Consider the following 20,084-nt stretch of genomic DNA (forward strand, 5'->3'; position numbering starts at 1 on the left):
AGTCATATGCAGAATAGAAAATAAGGCTAGCGATTACATATCGTAATCATGATATATATCATATCATATATTGTTTTGATCCGTGGAATGGGTGATGCATATAAAAATGAAAAGGCGACATTAAGTCACCTATTATCTGATAAAACCGATAGCATCATAAACTTTTGCTAAAGTTGCTTGCGCTCTTGTGGTCGCTTTTTTTGCACCATCATGCATTATATCTAATAGCAGATCTTCATTATTACGATAATGATAGTAACGTTCTTGCAATTGAGCTAACATACCTGACACTTGAGCAGCCACTTCGGTTTTCAAATGACCATACATTTTACCCGCAAACTGTTGCTCCAATTCAGCAATAGAGATTCCGGTAATTCCCGTCAAAATATCCAGTAAATTTGATACACCTGCTTTATTTTGTACATCATATCGCACAACAGGAGGTTCATCGGAATCCGTAACTGCGCGTTTGATTTTCTTCTCTACCTCTTTTGGGTTTTCCAATAAACCAATCACATTATTGCGATTTTCATCAGACTTAGACATTTTCTTAGTTGGATCTTGTAATGACATAACTCTGGCGCCGGCTTTGGCAATAAAAGGTTCTGGTACTTTAAATATGTCGCCATAAAGTGCATTAAAACGACTAGCTATATCACGCGTTAGTTCAAGATGTTGTTTTTGATCATCACCTACCGGCACTAAATTAGCTTGGTAGAGCAAAATATCGGCCGCCATCAAAACTGGGTAATCAAATAAACCAGCATTAATATTTTCAGCATGACGCGCTGACTTGTCTTTAAACTGTGTCATGCGGCTTAATTCGCCAAAATAAGTATAACAGTTTAATACCCAAGCCAACTCTGCATGTGTGGGGACTTGGGATTGCACAAAAATAGTACTTTTATTCGGATCAATACCACAGGCTAAATAAAGCGCCATCGTATCAAGCGTCGCTTTTTTAAGTTTTTCAGGATCTTGCCTAACTGTTATAGCATGTTGATTAACAATACAATAAATACAGTCGTAGTCATCTTGTAATGTGACCCAATTGCGTAGTGCACCAAGATAATTACCGATAGAAAGCTCGCCTGAAGGTTGGGCACCACTAAAAACAATTGGTTTACTCATAATCAATTCCTGTTATTTAAATTATTTCACTTATTTGGTCGGCGCAAGTTTCGGACATGGTAAAAGTGTCAAAATATCGGCAAATTGATCAAATACATAGTCTGGGTGACTGGTGGTAATTGACTCACCATAGTTATAACCATAGGTTAAACCAACCGTAAAACATTGCGCATTTTTGGCTGCCATAATATCATTTTTTGAATCACCGACAAACAGCAGTTGATCATTGAATAACCCAAAACTTGCCAATACTTGGTAAAGTGGCGCTGGATGTGGTTTTAATTTAATTACATCCCCCCCACCCAATACTAAATCGAAGAAACTATCGATACCTAATGATTTAAGCAATGAAGGTAAAAATTGGCGTGGTTTATTGGTGACTAATGCAATTGCATAGCCATTTTTCTTGAGAGTTTGTAAAGTAGTAAGTACATTAGGAAAAAGTTTGGTACCTTCGTCAATAACTTGATCATAATGGTGATTAAAGGCTGTCTTTGCTTCTGCTAGGTGTGCTTCATCGGCACCAACAGCTTTTAAAATCCGTTGTAACATTACATCAATACCATTGCCCACCCAGTTTTTAACCTGTTCATTTGTTACGGTAGGTAGGGCTAAATCCGTTAACATTCTTTGTGCAGCCAAAGCGAGTCCTGGTACACTATCAACCAGCGTACCGTCTAAATCAAAGGCAATCGCCTGAATATCGTTAGGTTTTTTCATATTTATTTTACCGTTGCAAGTTGCTGTCTCATTGCATCAATTACTGTTTTATAATCCGACGCGCCAAAAATGGCTGATCCTGCGACAAACATATCAGCTCCAGCCTGCGCTATTTCGGCAATATTCTCCACTTTTACACCGCCATCGACTTCAAGACGAATCTCCCGACCTGTTTGATTAATTCTTTCACGAACTTGTCGGATTTTCGTTAGCGTGTGTGGAATAAAAGATTGCCCACCAAAACCAGGATTAACTCCCATTAGCAATATAATATCAACTTTATCAAGAACATAATCTAAATAAGTAAGCGGTGTTGCGGGATTCAAAACAACGCCAGCTGTACAACCATGATCTTGAATCAATTGTAATGACCGATCCAAGTGTTGAGTCGCTTCAGGATGAATAGAAATGTTACTAGCTCCAGCTTTAGCAAACGCTGGGATTAATTCATCAACTGGTGATACCATTAAATGTACATCAATTGAGGCCTTAATACCATAATCTCGTAATGCTTTGCAAAACATGGGGCCCATGGTTAAATTAGGTACATAATGATTATCCATAACATCAAAGTGGATCACATCAGCACCGGCATCAAGTACTTTTTTAGTGTCTTCCCCTAATCGAGAAAAATCAGCAGATAAAATTGAGGGTGCAATAAGAAATCTTTTCATGATGTTAGCCTCTTATTTTTGATGTCAGCAAAATAAACAATCATTAAATATATTAAGCCATTATACACTTTATTAACTATAATCCAATGCTTAGCAAAATGTAATATGAATAATATGGCGGTTAATTTTCTGATATTTTAGCGCAAAAATTAAACTATGATGAATTCTCTTTTTTATTTATTTTGCGATCACAAATGCATTTTTAATGAAATCTATGTTAGATTTTTATTTTAATAAAATAATGTAATCAATATTTGAGATGTGGTTGTTTAATCATATCGTCAATGATTTTTTTGATTTGTTGTTCACATTCATCACCTTTTTTAATAGGCAAGCAAATAATATCCATACATGACCACTCCCGCCAAATAATCCATTTAACCTAACCTATTGAAACATATAAATAATTAAATTTAATAAATAAAATCAATATATTATATTTTTTATTTTATGTTATTTAATAACGGGCGTTTTTAGAATGATTATTTTATGAATCTTTTTGCAATACAGATCGCAAAAATCAATTTTATTTGCTTACGCTTTGTCACAAAGTAATATGCTATGTACCATTGCAAGAATTTATAATGGATAACTAGTAATGAATATTAAATTAACGAAGTGTGATAAATATCAGATTGAAGGTACGGATGATATATATGCAATAGTACAACGTTTATTATTACACGGAAAAAACAATGTACAGCAAAAAGAACATTTTTGGATGATCGGCATAAATCAATCCGGTTATATTATTTATATCGAACTAATTGCCTTAGACGCATTTAACACTGTCGAAATTGAACTGACAAATATTTTCCGTGTTGCAGTATTGAAAAATGCCAAGCATGTTATTGCGATACATAATTCCCTATCGGAACCACTTATCCCGTCTGAGTTTGCCAAAAATATTACCGCTCGTCTTATTCAAATCGGACAGATTTTAAATATCGAACTTGTCGACCATTTAATGATTTCACCTAAAGCTTACATTAGTTTTAAAGCGATTGGTTTAATGGATGAACTCAAAAAAACATGTTAAATGAATATCAACATATCAAAACATAAAGCAAATTAGGGAAGTAAAAAAGGTTATAGCACAAAAAAGTTAACGATTGGCAATAATAAAATCTGCAAAAATAAAACTTTCTAAAAAACAACACAATGAAAAATTGAACAAAATATAATCAGAAATTTACTTAATAATTTGTATGTTATTACTCATTTAAAATTAATGACCCAATTCCGCCAATATTGCTACTAATTTGTTGAAAAATAGATTGAATAAATACTGACTGAATGGGACGATAGTCGGCATGAGGTAGCTAAGTATAACCAGACCAAGTAGCAGTGTTGCCGGATAACCGACAACGAAAATAGAGAGTTGAGGCGTCATGCGGTTTAAGATACCAAGTGCTGCATTAACAATCAGTAATAATGTCATTATTGGTAACGCCAGCATAATACCATTGATAAAAAGTAAAGCACTACTATCAATCATCGTTAAATAGCCATTGCCGTTAAGTAGTGTAGTACTGATGGGAATAATGTCAAAACTTTGCCCGAGACAGTAAAGTAACCATAAATGCCCATCTAAACTTAAGAAGATTAATAAGCCGATAATATTAAATAAACGTGATAACACTGATGTTGCTGGGCCGCCAATCGGATCATAAAAGGTTGCCATACTTAACCCCATTTGCATGCCGATCAATTCTCCTGCAATCCTTAAGGTCATAAAAGCCAATTGCATGGTATACCCCATTACAATACCAACTATAATTTGTTGAATAATGATCCAAATCCCAAGTGGCGATAATACGGTAATGGCTCGGTAGTTATCTGCTGGCGGCAACAGTAACGTTATTATTACAGCTAAAGCAATTTTAACTCGATTTGGCACCTCTTTTTCACCAGTGATAGGTGCAACCATAATTAATGCTAAAACCCGCACAAACGGAAAAAAATATTGTTGGACCAGAACAGAAAAATCGAAATTAAACAAGTTATCCATATTGATATTTGTGTCGTAATTATCACCTGTTTAATGGGTTAAATTAGGAATATCCGTTAATAAAATTCGAATGTAATCAACCATAATCGATAACATCCATGGTCCAGCAATAATTAGGACAAGAACTACTGCTATAATTTTAGGAATGAAGGATAAGGTCATTTCGTTAATCTGTGTTGCAGCCTGTAATAAGCTGATAATCAAACCAGTGATTAAGGCTGCTAATAATAATGGTCCGGCCAAAGAGGCCGCAACTTTGATCGCTTGTATCGCCAATGTAGTAATATATTCTGGTGACATCGTTATCCTTAGCTAAAAAAACTTTGTGCTAATGATCCAAGTAATAGATGCCAACCATCCGCTAACACAAATAACATTAGCTTAAATGGTAAAGAGATGGTCGCAGGTGGTACCATCATCATCCCTAACGCCATTAACGTACTGGCAACCACCAAATCAATCACCAAAAACGGAATAAAAATGGTAAAGCCAATTTGAAAAGCCGTCTTCAACTCGCTAATAACAAAAGCAGGAACCAATACCCTTAATGGTACCTCTTGTCGAGTTTGCAACTCACCAATGTGTGACATATTGGCAAAAAGTGCTAAATCGTTTTCTCGTGTTTGAGTTAACATAAATTCACGCAACGGTTGTGAGGCTTTACTAAGCCCTTCCTGCATAGTAATTTGCTGCTGTGAATAAGGTAGGTAAGCATCTTGATAAATGTTATCAATCACTGGCGACATAATAAATAAAGTCATAAACAATGCAATACCCAAAAGGACTTGATTAGGTGGTGCTGATTGTGTGCCAAGGGCATTACGTAATAAACCAAGGACGATGATAATGCGGGTGAAACTGGTCATTAGCAATAAAATAGCTGGAATGAAAGTTAATAGCGTTAAGAAAACTAACGTTTCAATTGGTAACGACCAACTTTGCCCACCACTTTCCAAAGGTTGCACCATCATTGATGCAAACGGCGTACTAGCCATACCATCATAGCTATAAAATAATAGCCCCATTATTATGACGAAGGTTAATCGCACGACTTATTCCTTTTTAATGCTGACTGCAAAAACTGATAGAATGTTGAGTTACTAGCTGTAGGGTTAGTTATACCGTGCTCAGTTAATAATGCCTGACTATCCGTTTGATTGATTGTATGAAGTAACGTCATTTGCTGTGCTGTTACTCCCACTATTAATAATTGTTGATTAACCTCAATAACGATAATCCGATCTTTGGCGTTAATCATATAACTATCACGGACATTAATTAAACGATGAGTTAAATTTCGCAATCGACTACGTTTCACCAACCAACCTAAAGCCACTATCAGGCCTATCACTAAAATAAATGAAGTAACCATATTAGTGTAAACATTCAATTCTGGCACTGTGGTAGGCTGGTGAACTGCAATTGTGCTGGTTAATGAATTAGCTAAATTATCCGGTATCGGTTGATCACTATCCTTCATTAACGACTTAACCTCCGTACCCGTTCTGACGGAGTGATAATATCAGTAATACGCACACCATAGTTATCCCCAACAACCACAATTTCCCCTTGTGCGATGAGATAACCATTAATCAATATATCCAATGGTTCTCCCGCAATACCTTCCAAACCGATAATGGCGCCTTGTGTTAAATTTAGCAGTTCTTTGATTGTCATTTTAGCGCGCCCCAATTCAACACTCATATTCACGGGAATATCCAAAATCAAATTGATGTCTTGCGGTTGATTTTCCGTTGCATGTGGCGATAACGTAGCAAAGATCGCCTCTTCTGTGGTTGACTCATCAAGCTGTTTATCTGCTGTATTTATATCATCTGATGTGGTTTTGACCTCAGTCATTTAGAATTTCCTCATTCAATTGTTCTAAAACAGGATTGATCACCTGCTCAACTTGAATTGCATACTGTTTATTAACCTTACCATATAAACCTTTTAATACGGGTACGCCGCCGACCGTCACATCAAGCATGGTGGGTTTATCAATAATCAATACATCGTTAACTTTTAATGCTAACAATTTATTGATTGTCGTTTCAATTTCAGCAAAATTAGCCACTAGCTCTATAGTGGAGCGCTTAATTCCGGATGTTAATGTACTTAACCATGCTTTATCATCTTGATAGGGCTGTTGTTCAATTGGCGGTGTAACTAATACTTCCTTAATGGGTTCAACCATTGCATAAGGAATACAGATACAAAATTTTGCTTTAAACTGCCCCACTTCGATAGTGAAACTTGATGTTAATACAATATCTTCTGGCGAACTGGTTATATTGGTAAATTTACTATGCATTTCCGAACGCACATATTCGGTCTCAATCGGGTAGATATCGGCCCAAGCAGTTTGATAAATATTAAGTGCCAGTTCTAGTACTCGCTTAATAATTTGCTGCTCAGTATGGGTAAACTCACGCCCTTCGAGCTCATCAATACGATTAAAACGCCCTTCACCACCAAATAGCGTATCAACGACAATGAAGACTAATTCTGGAGATAAAGCAAATAAACAAGTCCCTCTAAGTGGATTCAAATGTACAAGGTTTAGCTGTGTGGTCGAAGAGTTTTGTGAAAATTCATTAAAAGTCTGCGATTCAATTGGTGCAGTTATCACATCCGTATTACGTCTTAATAAATTAAATAAACCAATCCGAAATTGTCGCGCGAAACGCTCATTAACAATTTCTAAGGCCATTAAACGTTCTGGTATAACATTATGTTTAATCGCCAAATCATATGGTTTTACATCTATTTGTTTAGCATTGGTTTTCAATCCCAATTGTGGATTATTATTGGACAACTCAGTCATTGATACCGAATGCTCATCAGATTGCTTTGTTTCTAAATTATTTGCTGAAGTGACTTCCTGCTTATCAGTCATGACAATCACCGTATGATAAAATCCGTAAACAATACTTCATTTATCTCAATCGGCTGATGATTATCATAACGGCGAGATAATTCTGACTTGATTAATTCTTTAAGTTGCTGTTTACCTGAATCATCTCTAAGTTGATTAATGTCTTGTTTTGATAATAATAACAAAATGTCACTTCTGACTTCAGGTAGGTATTCAAGTAATACCGTTTTTTGTTCTTCGTTGGCTAACCGTAACACCATACCGATATAAATAATTTTATTCACTTCATAACCATTTTTCATGGTTGGTAATGAAATCGTAAAAGGTTTTAATGTTAAAAATATTGGTATTGGACTCGGTTCTTCTATTTTAATTTTCGTTTTGTTTTTCGATTTTTGATGAGATTGTATTAATGACTGATTTTTATACCAAAAATAACCGGCAGCGCTTGACGACAGTAAAGAAATGATAATTAGTATTAAGTTGAAAATACTTACTTTTTTTGGGGTAATCGGCATAGTTTTTATTGTCTCAATAAGGATTAAAAAATATTTAGACCCAATCTGTTATAGTGTATTGATCGGTTAATTGGTTTTAATACGATTTAAATTATTGATTTCAATTAGCTTTACGCGTTTGCACTAAATACCACAAACCAGCTAACCAAAAATCCAGAATGACCATATCCACATGATCTGATTTCAATTTATAACGAATAATAAAGTATTAGCTAAAATTTAATTCGAAGAATAAACAATAAAAATATCATCTATTCATCGTTTTCGGTGCCAGCATGTTCGTCGTTAACAGCATAACGAATGTCTATTTACGCAAACACACTGAGTCCCGAATGACAATTAGTTTGCCGTTGATGCGCCTCATTCATTGGGTCTTCTATCATGGATTGAGTCATTTTTTGTGGTAAAGATGACTGAGTATGCTGCTGAAATGGCGATGATGAATCGTTATCTGCTGTTGCGGTAAAGTCGGTTACTTCGGTTTGCTGTAATTCAATACCTTGCTCTGCTAAAGACGTCCTTAAATAAGGTAATGCTGATGCTAATACTTCTTTTACGACGCTCACGGCGGCAGCCATCTGTAATTGCATCTTACCATTATGCATACTCAATTTAATCTTTAATGACCCTAATTCAGCAGGATCCAAGCGTAATTCAGCTTGTTCAATATTTTGCTGTTTGAACAGGATAATTTGCTGTGAAAGTGCCGTAGGCCATTGAGGATGCTCAATGCTAATCGGTAAATTCACCGTCGGTAACGGATTATTAGTGACAGCTTGTGCCGTCGCTTGAACATGGGGCATGATCCCATCCAATAAAAAATGATTTGATGGCATATCAGCCATGTTCTGATTGGTTACTGAAGTTGCAATGACTGGGCTATGATGGATAACTTGCTGATGATTATGATAAATAAATGTTTTGGTAATTTCATTGCCTGATACAGATTGTGCCGTTAACCGATATTGTTGAAGATCGGTTTGTGTTGGCTTAACACTCAAAGTTTCCATTAATGATGATAATTTTTCATTAATGAGTAATTTTTTTTGTTGCCTATCTGAGTCTTTCCTATCATCATTCACTCTATCAATAATGACATCGGTTAATGATTCGGAATGTTTATTTTTTGTTCCACCTATCTCAGTCAATGAATCTAAGTCTGGCTTATCCTGAACAGAAGGCAAGATCATGATAACTTGACACAATATAGCCTGTTCAGCTGCTTGCTGTTCATGCTCTATACATTGAGCCTGTTCCTGATGTGCATCCTCTGGAACGATTTGATTTTGCGAGATTAACCACGTATCTCCATTTTGTTGCATTAATTGTTGAAATATCCCTTCGTCATTCGAATGCGTCACATTTACATGACTATCGGTTTGCTTAGTTGATATATTCGGAATAGATGTCATCGAATTAAGATTCATACATTGTTCTCCTAACTGATTGTTGCTGTGCAAATTCATCGGTTAATTTTTGTTGTAAACGATTTTGTTGCTCAAGCAAAATCAGGTGTTTCTTTTCGAGTAACGTTTTATAACCATTCAATTTTTTTTGGCATTGAAATAAATGCTGGGTAGCTTGCTTCTGTTTAATACTTAATGACAATAATTGCTGTTGCTGAAGTGATATTGATTTTTCTAATGTACCAATAAAAGCATGTAAATTGGTTAAATCACCGCTTTTAACGCCCTTGGTTAATGAATAGTGCAAGCGTTGTTGATATTCTAAATAATAATCTCTTAACTCATTTAATTGCTGCTGAGCATTGTGATATTTATCATCAGCTTTTTTTAACTTAATGACGGCATCATCCACCGATTTTTGGGCTAATTCCTGTAGCGTTAAAAAAGCGCTATGAGTACGCGAATAATCCATCTTGCTTTACCTCTGATCAGTTAAAACCGGTGCTACAATTTGGGCAAGTTGCTGATAAGCATCGTGATAACTACAATGTTCATGAATTCCTTGTTGTAAAAATTGTTGCAGAGTTGGGAAAAGTTTAATGGCTTGATCTAATAGCGGGTCACTGCCAGCAGCATACGCCCCAACATTAATCAAATCGCGATTACGTTGATAACTTGAAAATAGTTGCTTAAATAAACGGGCTTTTTGCTCATCTTCAGGTGCGGTCAGGTCGGTCATCACCCGGCTAATCGATGCTTCAATATCAATTGCTGGATAATGACCCGATTGTGCAAGTGTTCGCGATAATACAATATGCCCATCTAATATTGCACGCGCAGAATCGGCAATCGGATCTTGTTGATCATCACCTTCGGTTAGCACAGTATAAAAAGCAGTAATAGACCCTTTACCTTGCGCATCATTACCGGCTCGCTCAACTAAGGCAGGTAATTTGGCAAATACTGATGGAGGATAACCTTTGGTTGCCGGCGGTTCACCGATAGCAAGAGCAATTTCTCGTTGTGCCATAGCATAACGTGTCAAAGAATCCATAATTAATAAGACATTAAAACCTTGATCACGGAAATCCTCGGCAATTTTGGTAGCGTAAGCCGCCCCTTGTAAACGTAATAAAGGTGAAACGTCAGCAGGTGCTGCCACTACCACAGCTCGAGCGAGCCCTTGCTCCCCTAGAATATTTTCAATAAAGTCTTTAACTTCACGCCCACGTTCACCAATTAAACCCACAACAATAATATCTGCCTGTGTATAACGTGCCATCATACCCAATAAGACACTTTTACCGACACCCGAACCAGCAAATAGCCCCATTCGTTGCCCTTGTCCAACTGTCAATAGTGCATTAATTGCTCTAACACCAACATCTAATACCTGGTGAATGGGCGTTCGTTGTAAAGGATTAAGTGTTTTATTGGTTAAACCTTGATATTTTATCTGCTCGGGAAGTGGTTTACCGTCTAAAGGTTTACCGGTAGCATCCACTACGCGCCCCAATAGCGCCATCCCAACAGGTAATAGTTTTTGGTTACCTTGCTGTTGTTCATGGTAATTGGTATAAACTCGAGCTCCTGATAAAATCCCATCTGTGGCATCAAATGGCATAAGATAAAGATTTTTAGCATTAAAACCAACCACCTCACATTCTACCGCTTCAATATTATGTAGGCTCTGCCGTTCCACAAAGCAACTTGCGCCCAGTGGTAATGTTAATCCGGTTGCCTCTAATACAAGTCCTGATGCCTTCACCAATCGGCCATAATTTCGCATTAATGACGTAGATTGTAATCGGCAGATTGATTGATCAATTTTAACAGTCCAACGGGATATATAGCTCACCTTAAGTGTTTTCCCTATTCACAGCATCTGTAATCGTTTGCCATTTGCTGGTTAACGTAGCATCAACTTCATTTTTATCCGTTATGAGTTTACATCCTCCTGGTTCAATTAATGGATCTACAACTAATTGCCAGTGGTAATGATTTAGCTCTTTACTTAGAATTGTTTCAACGCAAGCAATATCCTCTGGATTAACATGTAATTGAATCGGATCTACCAATAGTGGAAATTGCTGAATTAATGATTTAATGGTTAAGGATAACTGTTTATACTTTGTTTTAGGTAACTCACCGACCATTTTTTGTGCAGCAACTAAAGCCAAATCAGTTAATTTGGGAATAATCAAATCATCAAGTCCATTTAAAGCCAATTGAAAATTAGCCAGTAAACTTGCCATTGACTGAACCAATTTCATTTTCTCTTCATTGATCTGTTGTTCAGCTTGAAGCAGACCTTGCTTTAATCCAATTTGATAACCCTCATCGTAACCTGATTGTTGTCCAACATTAAAGCCTTCTTGTTGACCTAAAGCATGCCCTTCTTGATAAGCTTGCGCCGATATGGCAGCTTTTAATTGTTCCAACTCAAAATCACTCGGATGTATTGCAATTTCAACTTGACCTTCAGTTGTAGGAACTTGGTCTGGATTGATTAACGCGCTATCGTTTTCCGCTATTATTGATACTGCTGAATTTACCGTGGCAGAAAAATCTTGAAAACTTAATGGTTGCCAAAGCGGGGAATTTGCTTGATTATACATATTCATCATCTCCTCGACTTAAAATCATTTCACCGCTTTCCGCTAACCGACGTGCAATAACCAAAATATTTTTCTGTTCAGTTTCTACTTGTGACATACGGACAGGCGGTCGGTTTTCCAAATCTTCTCGCAAAATAGCTGCAGCACGTTGTGACATATTGTTTAAGAATTTCTCGCGTAATACACTCGAAGCACCTTTTAATGCAATGATAAGTGTTTCATTATCTACATCTTTGAGTAAACGCTGAATACTTCGGTCATCCACTTCCACCAGATTTTCAAACAAGAACATTTCATCAATAATTTTTTGTGCTAAATCATTATCGTATTCACGTAATGCATTAATCACCATCTCTTCTTGTTGACTCTTCATTAAGTTGATGATTTCGGCTGCGGTACTGATACCACCCATATTATTGAGTTTGATATTTTGACCATGTAATAAGGTTGATAACGATTCTGAAAGCACTTGTAATGCTGAAGGCTCTACGCCACCAAAAGTCGCGATACGTAGCATGACATCATTACGTAATTGATCATCAAATAGGTTTAAAATTTCTGCTGCTAAATCACGGTTTAAATGCACTAAAATCGTTGCTATGATTTGTGGATGTTCTTTTTTAACAAGATCGACCGCAGTGTTTGCATCAACATAATTGAGCATATCTAATCCATTTGATGTCAGTTCATTATTGGTCGCTAATAATTCATCTAATAAACGGTTAGCTTTTTCACTGCCAATCGATTTTTCTAAAATATTGCGCAAATATTCATTGGTATTAATATTTAAAATTGCACACTCTTCTATCGTTTTTTGACATTCATCTAACACCATTTTCAGTTGATCTTGCGACATTTGCGGCATAGCGACCATAGAGCTACTAATCAGTTGGACTTCTTTTGGTGTTAAATAACTAAGTACTTTTGCCGCTAAATCCTCACCTAAAGTCATTAAAATTGTTGCGGCTTTTTGTGATTCGCTAAGTATCATTTATTACCACCCTCCTTATTCATCCAACCGCGAATAATGAGTGCTAATACGCGAGGATCTTTGCTTACCATTTCACGGATATACTGTTGTTGTTGCATACTATCTTCAAAAATTTTCTGTTGTTGCTTACTGTATGCTTTAAAATGACTTTCCTCTTCTGAACTATCTACCACATCACTATTACTTTCTTGACTAGGTAATATATGTTTTTGCCATTTTGACCAAATTGGTCTAAGCACTTTACGCCACGCTAACCATCCCATTAGTATCCAAATTCCATATTGCAACAACATTTTCATCAATTCAAAAAAGGCCGGTGTTTGCCAAAAAGCGATGGTTTCATCAGTTATTGCTGGTTGATCATTAAATTTTAGGTTAGCAACTGTTAACGTATCCCCTCTTGCCTGCGAATACCCCATAGCTTGACGTGCTAATGCTTCAATATTTTTTAATACTTCATCATCAAGTTGTTCATATTCTATGGTCAGTGACGGTTTTTCGGATTCATCTGACTCCTCTAGTTCTTCATCTTCTTTCGGTTCTGATACCTTTTCTACCGCTTGATAATTGACTAATACAGCGACTGATAACCGTTTGATTCTGCCTTCAGGGATTTGGCTATGCACTACATGACGATTTACTTCAAAATTGAGCGTATTATTTAATTGTTGACTATATTTATGATTCTCTGCCGTTTCGGCTGATAGTGTCTTATCTTGTTCACCATCAATAGGAGCACCTGGCGTAGGTACCGGTTGATTCGATAATGCACCTGGTACCCCTCCGACACCTTTTTCACTACCCGATTGACGGTTTTCCACTTGATGCTTACTACGAATTGTTTGATGCGCAATATCACTATTCGGATCATAAGTTTCCATTGTGGATTCTTGTCGACTAAAATCAATATCGGCTGTGACTTGAACATTGACATTATTTTTGCCAACCACAGAACTTACAATTTTAACAATTCGTTCACCAATCCGTTTTTCAATTCGTTCAGCAAAATCAATTTGTGATGCATTTAATGTTATATTACGTAGTTGCTCGCCGGTTAATAAATGACCATACTGATCAATAATGGTTACTTTATCTTCCACCATTTCGGGCACACTACTGGCAATCAAATGAACAATAGCATCAATTTGACCTTGGGATAAGGTTCTTCCTGAATGTAAAGTTAGCGTAACAGAAGCAGATGGTTGTTTACGTTCACGTACAAATAATGACGACTTAGGCATTGCCAGATGAACTCTAGCGGTTTCGATGCTGTTAATCGTAGCAATTGTACGGGATAACTCACCTTCCAGTGCACGCTGATAATTAATCTGTTCAGTAAATTGGCTCATACCAAACCGTTCTTTATCGAGCAATTCAAAACCAATTGCCCCACCTTTGGGTAACCCCTGTTGCGCTAAACGTAAACGAGTATCGTAAACTCTATTATCAGGAATAAGAATCGTACTACCACCCGATGAAAACCGATACGGGATATTCATTTTTTCTAGTTGACCAACAATTTCACCACCATCTTTATCATTGATATTGCTGAATAAAACACCGTATTTTTCTTCCTTTAGCCATAATAATGCCATCATGATAATGGCTATGATAACAACACCACTAATTAGCAGTAGCATTTTAGGATTTTGTTTCAATTTAGTGATAAAGGATAAGGCATTATTCGTCTGATCACCTTTATTGCCTACCGTTTGGGTATTCATATTTATCCTGATTCTGATCTCATTAGACTAATTTCATCCTGTATTATCTGAGCATTTGAGGAAATCAATAGCTAAAAAAGCACATTTTTTTTGCCTTAGTTAGCAGCATTAAGCCTATTTAACTGTGATAAATTAGTTTCGTAACCGACCAGAAGAGAATATTTATGACAATCAATGCCTTCGCAACCAATCATCATGTTGCATTGACTAAAGTAAGCGAATCGCTCGACACCACAAAATTAACACAAACCAGCGTTGAGGGCAGTTTTCTAACGGAATTAACCTCAGCATTAGATGCCATAAGTCAAAATCAGATTAATGCCCATAACCAAGCTAAAGCGTTTGAGATGGGTGAATCAGGTGTCTCTTTAAATGAAGTTATGGTGGATATGCAAAAATCAGTAGTTTCTTTACAATTTGGCATTCAGGTGCGCAATAAACTCGTTGCGGCATATCAAGAAATCATGAATATGAATGTTTAACCGATTTGCCTCGGCGCAACGAATAACCCGCATAATTTTATTTCTTCAGGCTTTCCTGAGCGATCATACGGTTAAAATAATAAAGCAACTTGTTGATAGCTATGAATATGACCTCGCTGATTGATCGTTTTACCAATTAATTGACCAATTTTATTGTACTGCTCACGCATTAGCTGGGTTAATTGCTGTTGTTGACACAATGTTTCATTAAAACATGCAGTTAAATTAATTTGTTGCTGTGAATCCAATGTATTAATAATTGTAAGCATATCAAGTGAAGATAAATGTTGAGCCAGCTCAATATACTGGCTTTGTAATCGTGATAATGCTGACCAATTGTCATCCTGTATTGCTGTTGACATGTTTTGCATCAGTTGTTGTAGTTGCTGATACTGTTTTAATACGGTTAAACTCATCTCCATTCCTGTTATTTAAGCAATTTCACGCCAAGATTGAGCAATATTATCAAGTAGTTCATAACTACTGACCAATTTTTCTAAGTCATTATGTAAATTAGCTAAAACTAATTGATGGCTGATATAATGATAAAGATTATCAAGATTAGCAGCAATTTCACCACCTTTTTCCATATCTAAACAGCTTTTTAAACCATTATCAATAATATTAATTGCTTTTGATATTGCCGCACCTTTGCCAGCAATATTGCCTTTTTCTAAATATAATTTAGCCAATTTAATTGCGTTAAGGGCACCATCAAACAACAACACAATTAGTTGATGTGGTGAAGCTTGATTAACACTGGTTTCTAAACTGACTTGCTGATAAGCCTTTGAACCGGCTTGATACATCGAATCACTCCTATTTCAGATTTTTCATCATTTCAAATTGGGTGGTTAAATAATTACTCATACTATCTAACGAACTAATTAATACATCTAGTTGAGTAAATTGGGTACGATAACGATCAAGCGTTTGATCAATTGATTGATTAACTTGATCGTAACGTTTTTCCAATGATTTTAAGGTGCTATTAAGTCCATCGGTTACCGTGTCGATGGTGCCTTCACTGTCAATAAAACCGCTAACTTTAGCAAAGACTTCATTTGCGATACCTGTCGTTTTGCCATCACCTACAAACAATGCGGCCACCGCTTCACTTTGATTATTTAGAGCTTGGGTGAGTTCATTTTCTTTGATGGTTAATGTGCCATGACTGTCCATATTAATACCAATTTGAGCCAGTACACTGATTTCTCCTTCTTGACCTTTCGAGAAAATTGAACGAATACTTTGATCAATATTACGTAAAGTTGCATCTCCCACTAATGGACCATTGCTACTATTTAATTCAGCAGAATTGGCATCATTCGCTGTGAATTGGGTTAAAGATGACATAGTAGATTGCAATTGATTATACGCATCAACCCACTCTTTGATAGCTGTTTGCGCTTGTGAATTATCCGCTTCGATGGCTAAGTTTTGTTCTGTTTCGGTTACTGCCTTTAAAGTAATATCAACGCCGGTTACCACATCTTTAACGGTATTACTGGCGCTCGTGACCGCAATACCATTTAAACTAAACTTGGCATCTTTTGCTTGAGTAACTTCGCTCATTGCACTGGTTTGAGCATCTTGACTATCGAAACTGATTAAACCATTTAATGTTTCATCGGTTGATGAGATAGCTGTAATCGCATTTTGTTCACCGGTTTCTTTCGATGTGATCACTAATTGATAACTACCTGACCCCGATTGTACAATGGCTGCATTCATGCTGGATGAACCTGTGCCACTATTGCCATCATTTACTTTACCGTTGTTGATAGCATTAGCAATAGCTTCTAAAGATGTTTCATCTTTACCTAGAGTAATTTCGAGTTTTTCACCATTAGCTTGTTCAATGGTAATAGTTCGGGATTCGTCAGCGTTACCGAGTAGTGTCGTTTTATCGTTGATCGCGGTTGATGCTACCGAATTAGCCGTAGCAAGTTGATCAATTTTCACGCTGTAATTACCTAAAGTAGCTTTACTATTGGCTTTTGCGGTAAAATAATTGTCACTACCCGTTATCTGGCGACTCTGAAAAAGATCCGCTTTTTGTAATTTTTCCGTCGCTGAATTAAACGTTGTCAGTGCACTTTTCAATTTACCAAAGGCACTGATTTTGGCATTAATTGCTTTTTGCTGTGTTTTAATTGGTGTTAAACGGGTCTTTTCGGCTGCTTCTAACTGACTTAAAACTTCATTTAAATCGATACCAGAACCAATCCCTAATATACTCATTGACATAACTAACTCATCCCATGACAAAATTTTGCTTATTGATTTATCGGCAGCTTCATGCAAAAGTTTAGGATTTTTTTACTCTTTTTAAATAGCTTGATGATTTACCCCAATGACAAATGCAGCAATGAATAAATGGTTCTATCCGTAACTAGTGGTTTATTTTTAAAAAAGGTAAAATTCACATATTGCCATTTATCGGGATTATATATAACGACTCGAGCTAATTGATCCTGATATTCAGTCGTTTGAAAAACAAAGTTTTTTAAATTAGACTGAGGCACAATATCGTGATATTCCTCTAAAACAAATTGGCTTTGGGAAAATTCATCAGTTAACTCCACTTGTAACGGAATACCAATATTAATGGTTTGCCAGCCAAAAGAATCAAGAATATTGTCGAAAAAACCATCAAAAATAAAGTGGTTCATACTTGTCGATTTTTGCCAGATATAAAGTGGGCAATAACTATTAGTCAAACTACCATTTGCTTTTTCCGTGATTAAGTAGGCTTTGAAAAGAAGATCTGGAAAGCGATCAGTTTTATGACCATTATCTTTAATGCGTTTTTTAATAATATTCATATCATAGTCGGACGGTAAGTTGATTTTATATTGCATGGCTGGCATATTTTTTCTCCTAAATTAGTTGGAGTTTTAGTATAGTGATTAAATTGACTAATGAATAATTCTCATTTAAGATGAGGTTATCATTAAATGTGATAACAACTAAGTTAAATGGACTTTAAAGAGCTTTTAATTTTTAAAACAATTTATGAGACCAATTCATTAAATAAAACAGCAAAAATTTTAGGTTCAAGTCAATCGAATATCACCGCTCACTTGAAAAAGATGGAATATACATTAAAAACGGTGCTATTTGTTCGTGGATATGATGGCGTAACGCCAACGCCTGCAGCCAAACAATTCTTTGTATTTGCTACCACAGTATTAAAGCAATTTAGCGATTTAAAAGCTTCATTAATTAATCATCAAACTAAAGTACTTATATCTGAATTATTATTTAGATATATTGTAATTGAGAAGCAGCAACTTTCTTTGGACACGCATCAATTCACCATCAAAAGAACCGATGAAATGAATCAGCTTATTCAACAGGACGATTATGATTATGTGATCAGCTTTACCAAGATGACTCATAAAGATTATCAATTGTTCGAAAAACATCATTTACCGGTTTGTTGTTTAAAAAGTCCAACCGTTAAAGACATTACTGACTTACCAATATTTGTTAATGATGATGTAAATTGCCCATTGAGAGCATTAACCCTAGAACAATGTGACGCTACAATGCACTTGATTACTGTAAACTCATTGAATAATTTGTTGCAGTTAATAAAGACCAGTCGTGGCTATGCGTTTTTACCACATTTTTTAATCCACGATGGTTTAACAATGGTCGATCAGGCGATTTATCCTATCAATTATTATATTCTAAAACATAATTGCTAAATCTTCGCACCGATTACTAGCCAGTAAAGAGTAAGTTTTAAAGCGACATTCTGTTATAAAACACAATCTGAAAAAACATAACCAATTAATTTTATTAATTAAATGTAATTTATCAAATAAATTTATCTTAAAATTCCGAATAAATTTTTAAAAAAAATTAAAGTTTCAAAAATGCCTACCGATAACTTAACTGTCAGCAAAATTAATGATACACAAATAATAAGCTGAATATTTTAACAATTTAAGAGGATATAAATATGGCACAAGTAATTAATACCAATACCATGTCTTTGGTGGCAAAAAACAACCTGAACAATTCACAAAGCGTGTTAGGAACAGCAATTGAACGTCTTTCTTCTGGTATGCGTATCAATAGTGCAAAAGATGATGCTGCTGGTCAAGCAATTGCAAACCGTTTTTCTTCAAATATTAAAGGTCTTACACAGGCTGCACGTAACGCAAATGATGGTATTTCAATTGCCCAAACTACGGAAGGTGCATTGAACGAAATCAATAATAACGTACAACGTATCCGTGAATTAACGGTTCAAGCAGCTAATGGTACTAACTCACAAAGCGATCTTGAATCAATTCAAAACGAAATTGATCAACGCTTAGACGAAATAGATCGTGTTTCTAAACAAACTGATTTCAATGGTTCTAAAGTTCTTTCCCAAGATAAATCTTTAAAAATCCAAGTGGGAGCAAATGATGGCGAAACCATTGAAATCAATTTGAAAAAAATTGATAGTACTGAATTAGGCCTAGCTGGTTTCAACGTATCAGACACACCTACTGCTGATCCATTAAAAACGCTTGACGCAGCGCTTTCTAAAATTGATTCATTACGTGGTGAGCTTGGTGCGGTACAAAATCGTTTCGAATCAACGGTTAATAACATCAACAATACCGTTAATAACTTAAGTTCTGCACGTAGCCGAATTGAAGACGCTGACTATGCAACCGAAGTATCAAATATGACGCGTGGTCAAATTCTTCAACAAGCTGGTACTTCTGTGTTAGCCCAAGCTAACCAAGTACCACAATCTGTATTGTCTTTATTACAATAATAAATCGTCAAAAGTGAACGTAGTGATTTTGTATGATTAAATACCTTCACTAAAATTTGGGGCTATACTTTAGCCCCTTTTTTTATATTTTATCATTTAAATTTATCGACTTGTTAAATTAGTGCGTTTGTTTAACACATCATCA

The 20,084-nt window shown here is 35.9% G+C and carries 24 protein-coding genes; 4 read left to right on the plus strand and 20 right to left on the minus strand.

Annotated elements, in window-relative coordinates; all coding sequences use genetic code 11:
• Window positions 1–132: 132 nt before the first annotated feature.
• Genes trpS through rpe form a run of 3 tightly spaced genes read right to left on the minus strand, consistent with a single transcriptional unit; the run spans window position 133 to window position 2,525 of the window.
• A complete protein-coding gene (trpS, locus tag FcAc13_RS10135; RefSeq protein WP_187756103.1) occupies window positions 133–1,131 on the minus strand; it encodes a tryptophan--tRNA ligase in 999 nt (332 codons plus the stop codon).
• Window positions 1,132–1,161: 30 nt separating this feature from the next.
• On the minus strand, window positions 1,162–1,851 hold the full coding sequence (locus FcAc13_RS10140; RefSeq protein ID WP_187756104.1) for a phosphoglycolate phosphatase: 690 nt from the start codon (window positions 1,849–1,851) through the stop codon (window positions 1,162–1,164).
• Between the two features lie 2 nt (window positions 1,852–1,853).
• The gene (gene rpe / locus FcAc13_RS10145) at window positions 1,854–2,525 is read right to left on the minus strand and encodes a ribulose-phosphate 3-epimerase (RefSeq protein WP_187756105.1); all 672 of its coding nucleotides are present in this window, start codon (window positions 2,523–2,525) and stop codon (window positions 1,854–1,856) included.
• A gap of 598 nt (window positions 2,526–3,123) precedes the next feature.
• Here rpe and FcAc13_RS10150 point away from each other — a divergent pair.
• The gene (locus FcAc13_RS10150) at window positions 3,124–3,564 is read left to right on the plus strand and encodes a JAB domain-containing protein (RefSeq protein WP_187756106.1); all 441 of its coding nucleotides are present in this window, start codon (window positions 3,124–3,126) and stop codon (window positions 3,562–3,564) included.
• Between the two features lie 189 nt (window positions 3,565–3,753).
• Here the strand turns inward: FcAc13_RS10150 and fliR are convergent, their stop codons facing one another.
• From fliR to fliF, 13 genes are all read right to left on the minus strand, one after another.
• Window positions 3,754–4,527, minus strand: coding sequence for a flagellar biosynthetic protein FliR (gene fliR, locus FcAc13_RS10155; RefSeq protein WP_223064586.1), 774 nt, complete (start codon window positions 4,525–4,527; stop codon window positions 3,754–3,756).
• Between the two features lie 39 nt (window positions 4,528–4,566).
• A complete protein-coding gene (fliQ, locus tag FcAc13_RS10160; RefSeq protein ID WP_187756108.1) occupies window positions 4,567–4,836 on the minus strand; it encodes a flagellar biosynthesis protein FliQ in 270 nt (89 codons plus the stop codon).
• 8 nt (window positions 4,837–4,844) lie between these two features.
• Complete coding sequence (gene fliP / locus FcAc13_RS10165; protein ID WP_187756164.1) at window positions 4,845–5,561, minus strand: flagellar type III secretion system pore protein FliP; 717 nt, start codon at window positions 5,559–5,561, stop codon at window positions 4,845–4,847.
• A 14-nt stretch (window positions 5,562–5,575) separates the two neighbouring features.
• Window positions 5,576–6,016: a flagellar biosynthetic protein FliO gene (gene fliO, locus FcAc13_RS10170; RefSeq protein ID WP_187756109.1), complete on the minus strand. Its 441-nt coding sequence runs from the start codon at window positions 6,014–6,016 to the stop codon at window positions 5,576–5,578.
• Window positions 6,016–6,396, minus strand: coding sequence for a flagellar motor switch protein FliN (fliN, locus tag FcAc13_RS10175; RefSeq protein ID WP_187756110.1), 381 nt, complete (start codon window positions 6,394–6,396; stop codon window positions 6,016–6,018). The genes fliO and fliN overlap by 1 nt, the downstream gene beginning before the upstream one ends.
• Window positions 6,389–7,435, minus strand: a complete 1,047-nt coding sequence (gene fliM / locus FcAc13_RS10180) for a flagellar motor switch protein FliM (protein WP_187756111.1) — start codon at window positions 7,433–7,435, stop codon at window positions 6,389–6,391. The genes fliN and fliM overlap by 8 nt, the downstream gene beginning before the upstream one ends.
• A 5-nt stretch (window positions 7,436–7,440) precedes the next feature.
• Window positions 7,441–7,932: a flagellar basal body-associated FliL family protein gene (locus FcAc13_RS10185; protein WP_187756112.1), complete on the minus strand. Its 492-nt coding sequence runs from the start codon at window positions 7,930–7,932 to the stop codon at window positions 7,441–7,443.
• 308 nt (window positions 7,933–8,240) lie between these two features.
• Window positions 8,241–9,359, minus strand: a complete 1,119-nt coding sequence (locus FcAc13_RS10190; protein ID WP_187756113.1) for a flagellar hook-length control protein FliK — start codon at window positions 9,357–9,359, stop codon at window positions 8,241–8,243.
• A complete protein-coding gene (gene fliJ / locus FcAc13_RS10195) occupies window positions 9,349–9,810 on the minus strand; it encodes a flagellar export protein FliJ (protein ID WP_187756114.1) in 462 nt (153 codons plus the stop codon). Before fliJ ends, FcAc13_RS10190 begins: the two co-directional genes overlap by 11 nt.
• Before the next feature lie 6 nt (window positions 9,811–9,816).
• Window positions 9,817–11,196, minus strand: coding sequence for a flagellar protein export ATPase FliI (gene fliI, locus FcAc13_RS10200; RefSeq protein ID WP_425499469.1), 1,380 nt, complete (start codon window positions 11,194–11,196; stop codon window positions 9,817–9,819).
• Between the two features lies 1 nt (window position 11,197).
• The gene (locus FcAc13_RS10205; RefSeq protein ID WP_187756115.1) at window positions 11,198–11,956 is read right to left on the minus strand and encodes a flagellar assembly protein FliH; all 759 of its coding nucleotides are present in this window, start codon (window positions 11,954–11,956) and stop codon (window positions 11,198–11,200) included.
• Window positions 11,949–12,947 (minus strand): flagellar motor switch protein FliG, encoded by a 999-nt coding sequence (gene fliG, locus FcAc13_RS10210; protein ID WP_187756116.1) that lies wholly within the window; start codon window positions 12,945–12,947, stop codon window positions 11,949–11,951. The genes FcAc13_RS10205 and fliG overlap by 8 nt, the downstream gene beginning before the upstream one ends.
• Entirely contained in the window at window positions 12,944–14,671 is a 1,728-nt protein-coding gene (gene fliF / locus FcAc13_RS10215; RefSeq protein ID WP_187756117.1) for a flagellar basal-body MS-ring/collar protein FliF, read from the minus strand. Before fliF ends, fliG begins: the two co-directional genes overlap by 4 nt.
• Before the next feature lie 164 nt (window positions 14,672–14,835).
• On the opposite strand from fliF, the gene fliE reads away from it, so the two are divergent.
• A complete protein-coding gene (fliE, locus tag FcAc13_RS10220; protein WP_187756118.1) occupies window positions 14,836–15,153 on the plus strand; it encodes a flagellar hook-basal body complex protein FliE in 318 nt (105 codons plus the stop codon).
• Window positions 15,154–15,224: 71 nt separating this feature from the next.
• Here fliE and fliT read toward each other — a convergent pair whose 3' ends face one another.
• The 4 genes from fliT to FcAc13_RS10240 form a co-directional block, all read right to left on the minus strand.
• Window positions 15,225–15,569, minus strand: a complete 345-nt coding sequence (gene fliT, locus FcAc13_RS10225) for a flagellar protein FliT (protein WP_187756119.1) — start codon at window positions 15,567–15,569, stop codon at window positions 15,225–15,227.
• Between the two features lie 15 nt (window positions 15,570–15,584).
• Entirely contained in the window at window positions 15,585–15,962 is a 378-nt protein-coding gene (fliS, locus tag FcAc13_RS10230; RefSeq protein WP_187756120.1) for a flagellar export chaperone FliS, read from the minus strand.
• A gap of 10 nt (window positions 15,963–15,972) precedes the next feature.
• Window positions 15,973–17,403: a flagellar filament capping protein FliD gene (fliD, locus tag FcAc13_RS10235; protein ID WP_187756121.1), complete on the minus strand. Its 1,431-nt coding sequence runs from the start codon at window positions 17,401–17,403 to the stop codon at window positions 15,973–15,975.
• Window positions 17,404–17,501: 98 nt separating this feature from the next.
• Window positions 17,502–18,026, minus strand: coding sequence for a DUF4865 family protein (locus tag FcAc13_RS10240; RefSeq protein ID WP_187756122.1), 525 nt, complete (start codon window positions 18,024–18,026; stop codon window positions 17,502–17,504).
• A gap of 108 nt (window positions 18,027–18,134) precedes the next feature.
• Here FcAc13_RS10240 and FcAc13_RS10245 point away from each other — a divergent pair, with 108 nt between their 5' ends.
• Complete coding sequence (locus tag FcAc13_RS10245; protein ID WP_187756123.1) at window positions 18,135–18,869, plus strand: LysR family transcriptional regulator; 735 nt, start codon at window positions 18,135–18,137, stop codon at window positions 18,867–18,869.
• Window positions 18,870–19,126: 257 nt separating this feature from the next.
• Window positions 19,127–19,939, plus strand: a complete 813-nt coding sequence (locus FcAc13_RS10250) for a flagellin N-terminal helical domain-containing protein (RefSeq protein WP_187756124.1) — start codon at window positions 19,127–19,129, stop codon at window positions 19,937–19,939.
• The last annotated feature ends 145 nt before the right edge of the window (window positions 19,940–20,084 follow it).

Source organism: Frischella japonica, assembly GCF_014489845.1.
GTDB lineage: Bacteria > Pseudomonadota > Gammaproteobacteria > Enterobacterales > Orbaceae > Frischella > Frischella japonica.